Raw genomic sequence first — 2,775 nt, 5'->3', positions numbered from 1 at the left:
GTCATTGTTCCTACCCCTCTCTTCACTATCATTCTATGTTTATACTATACTACATTAGTGAATATACGGCTCTTATTACAATACTTACACATTAAAATGATAGCGCTTTATTCTTGTTCAAAAATTCGACACAAACTACTAGACTTTAATGATGGAAAGTTTTACAATTGAATTGTGAACAAAATGTGACAGTTTGCATTATAAATTGTGACATTTTCAATTCCATTATAAAAGAAAAGGATGGTGTTGATTATGAAAACTGCACAACGTGAAATGATTTCAAATCGTGAGTTTTATTTCGTACTATATATGATGTTATTGTATGTTACTGGCTGGGTAATCGATGTAAATGGCTTATTCCTAAGTTCCTACTTTAATTTAGCAGGAGAGATTACTCTTCCGTTAGTTGGCGGCATTGTTGGACTGTTCGTTATGTTTATCAATAAAGAACAAACTAAATAACAACATTACATAAAGGCAGAAGACGAATTTTTCGTTTTCTGCCTTTTTCTTTTTTAGCGTATAATAAAAAACATGCAAGTATATAAGGAGTGGTAAGTATGAAAAAAGTAGAACAACTATCTTCTCATCTATATCTTATTGATGATTATGACTTACAACATGATGAACGCACAGGTACATACGTTTTATTAGGTGACGATATTACTTTAATTGAAACTTGTGCGGCCCCTTCTCTTCCCTATATTTTAGACGGCTTACAGCAATTACATATTAATTTAAATGATGTAAAAAACATTATCGTTACACATGTTCATTTAGATCACGCAGGCGCAGCAGGGTTAATGATGGAAAAGTGCCCAAATGCTACTCTATTTGTGCATCCGCGCGGGGCTCGTCATATGATTGATCCAACAAAACTAATTCTTGGCGCAAAAGCTGTGTACAAAGAAGAATTTGATAAACTTTTTGATCCAATTCTTCCAATTGAAGAAGAACGTGTTCATATTGTACAAAATGGGGATACATTAAAAATTGCAGAAGACCGTACACTTACATTTTATGATACACCGGGACATGCGAAGCACCATATTAGCATTCACGATTCAAAAACAAACGGCATTTTCACTGGTGATACGATTGGAATTTATTATAGGGAACTAGCTGATCTTGGTGTAGAATTATATCTACCATCAACGTCCCCTTCACAATTCCAGCCAGATGCGATGATTGCCTCTAAAAATCACATTCAAAGTATGAATGTAGATACTATTTATTTCGGTCATTACGGCGCATCTGCCAATGTTACAGAAGTATATAGCCAACTTGAACATTGGTTACCTATTTTCGTTAATACTGGAAATGAAGTTTTTCAAAAACATACTAATTTTGATGAGGCTACTAAGGCATTACAATCTTTACTAGTGGAGAAAGTCTCTACTCATCTTACAAAGCTAAACGTTCCATCAAATCATTCTGTTTATAATATTTTATATCTTGATTTAGAAATTAGCGCGATGGGAATTATTGATTACTTAACGAAGCAAACAAAATCCACAATTAACTAATAGAAAACGAAGATATATACAACGCCATTATCGTATATATCTTCGCTCCTTGAATATATTTTTTAATAAAGGATGGTGGAATGGAATGCAAAAAGTGATACTATACCTCTGCTTTACATTATTTATCATCTTATTATTAGTTGTAGGTGTTAAAATTCAATTTTATTTAGATACAGACGCGCAAGTGAACTTTAACGTTTATCCAAGGTTATTCTACTTTACACTCTTCCCTCTTTTAGTCGGCATTTTATTACGATTCCTACAATCCATTAATCGCGAAACGAGTAAAAAAAATTGGAACTTTCAGCTGGATAAATTTATCGCTATTACGTTGCCTACACTAATCATTTCCTTTTCTCCAGCTCTACTCTTTTCACCAGTTGGTGGATACCTACCTTATTTAACTAATATTATTCTTATAAATACAACTTTTGTTACTATTATTAGTTTAATAGCTGGTTACTCGTTTTTAGATTGTTTTATACAAAAAGACAAGGAGAATAGTAAGGAATATAACTAAGTGATTTCTCACTTTCACTTTATTAAGCAAGTCAAGGTAATTCTGTCCCTGACTTGTATGCAAAAGAACCTAATGATCAATTTTTAAGTGTCGTTGGTTATAGTGGTTTATTTATAAGCGCAATACATGCGGTAAGGAAATTTATGTAATAACAAAACGAGTATGAAATCGCATAGATTTTATACTCGTTTTTTATTGTTCATATATTTAATTGGTAATAGGAAATTTATGTTAAACTAAAGAAAATCGTGCGCTAAATCAAAATACATTTCAACCAAGGGAGATTTATTTTGTATAAATTAGGGGCTTTCTCGTTTCTAACATTTATCACAAGTGTATTTTCTTTCTTTATTTTAAGAGGGCCTAATGCGAATTTATCGTTACTTATTATGATTCTCAGTATACTTTCATTCCTCGGAATTATATTTGCGATAGCATCAAAAAATTGGTTATTCGGAATACTTGGTACTGCATTAAATGGAGTAATACTGGTAGTTGTATATTTCCTATTGATAGCAAAAGGAATAGGTGGTTAATATATTTACATTTCAATAAGGAAAGCTCAAAGCTAAAGCTATGAGCTTTTTATTTATCTCACCTTTTCATCTACATATTCCATAAACTGCTCCGCTTTAATAAATTTTTCTTTGTACGCCTCAGGTACTTCGTCTGCTGTTATTCCGCCACTCGATTTCGTTTTTACTAATACGGTTTGATATGCCATTAATG

The 2,775-nt window shown here is 32.2% G+C and carries 5 protein-coding genes; 4 read left to right on the top strand and 1 reads right to left on the bottom strand.

The genetic code is table 11. The annotated features are described in order from the left end of the window. Positions 1–252 precede the first annotated feature (252 nt). The 4 genes from AC1DTM_RS21835 to AC1DTM_RS21820 all read left to right on the top strand — a co-directional run bounded on the left by AC1DTM_RS21835 (position 253) and on the right by AC1DTM_RS21820 (position 2,582). Entirely contained in the window at positions 253–462 is a 210-nt protein-coding gene (locus AC1DTM_RS21835; protein ID WP_002200695.1) for a DUF3925 family protein, read from the top strand. A gap of 98 nt (positions 463–560) precedes the next feature. Beyond that, positions 561–1,526, top strand: a complete 966-nt coding sequence (locus AC1DTM_RS21830) for an MBL fold metallo-hydrolase (protein WP_088099001.1) — start codon at positions 561–563, stop codon at positions 1,524–1,526. A gap of 85 nt (positions 1,527–1,611) precedes the next feature. Then, complete coding sequence (locus AC1DTM_RS21825) at positions 1,612–2,046, top strand: hypothetical protein (protein ID WP_016104670.1); 435 nt, start codon at positions 1,612–1,614, stop codon at positions 2,044–2,046. A gap of 290 nt (positions 2,047–2,336) precedes the next feature. Then, positions 2,337–2,582: a hypothetical protein gene (locus tag AC1DTM_RS21820; RefSeq protein ID WP_016104669.1), complete on the top strand. Its 246-nt coding sequence runs from the start codon at positions 2,337–2,339 to the stop codon at positions 2,580–2,582. Between the two features lie 53 nt (positions 2,583–2,635). Here the strand turns inward: AC1DTM_RS21820 and AC1DTM_RS21815 are convergent. Next, a partial coding sequence (locus AC1DTM_RS21815; RefSeq protein WP_477000859.1) for a DUF3600 domain-containing protein occupies positions 2,636–2,775 on the bottom strand: 140 nt, incomplete at its 5' end.

It is taken from the genome of Bacillus sp. P4_D3 (genome assembly GCF_056401855.1).
The sequence above is the reverse complement of the archived record's forward strand: the minus strand, read 5'-3'. Positions and strand labels throughout refer to the sequence as shown.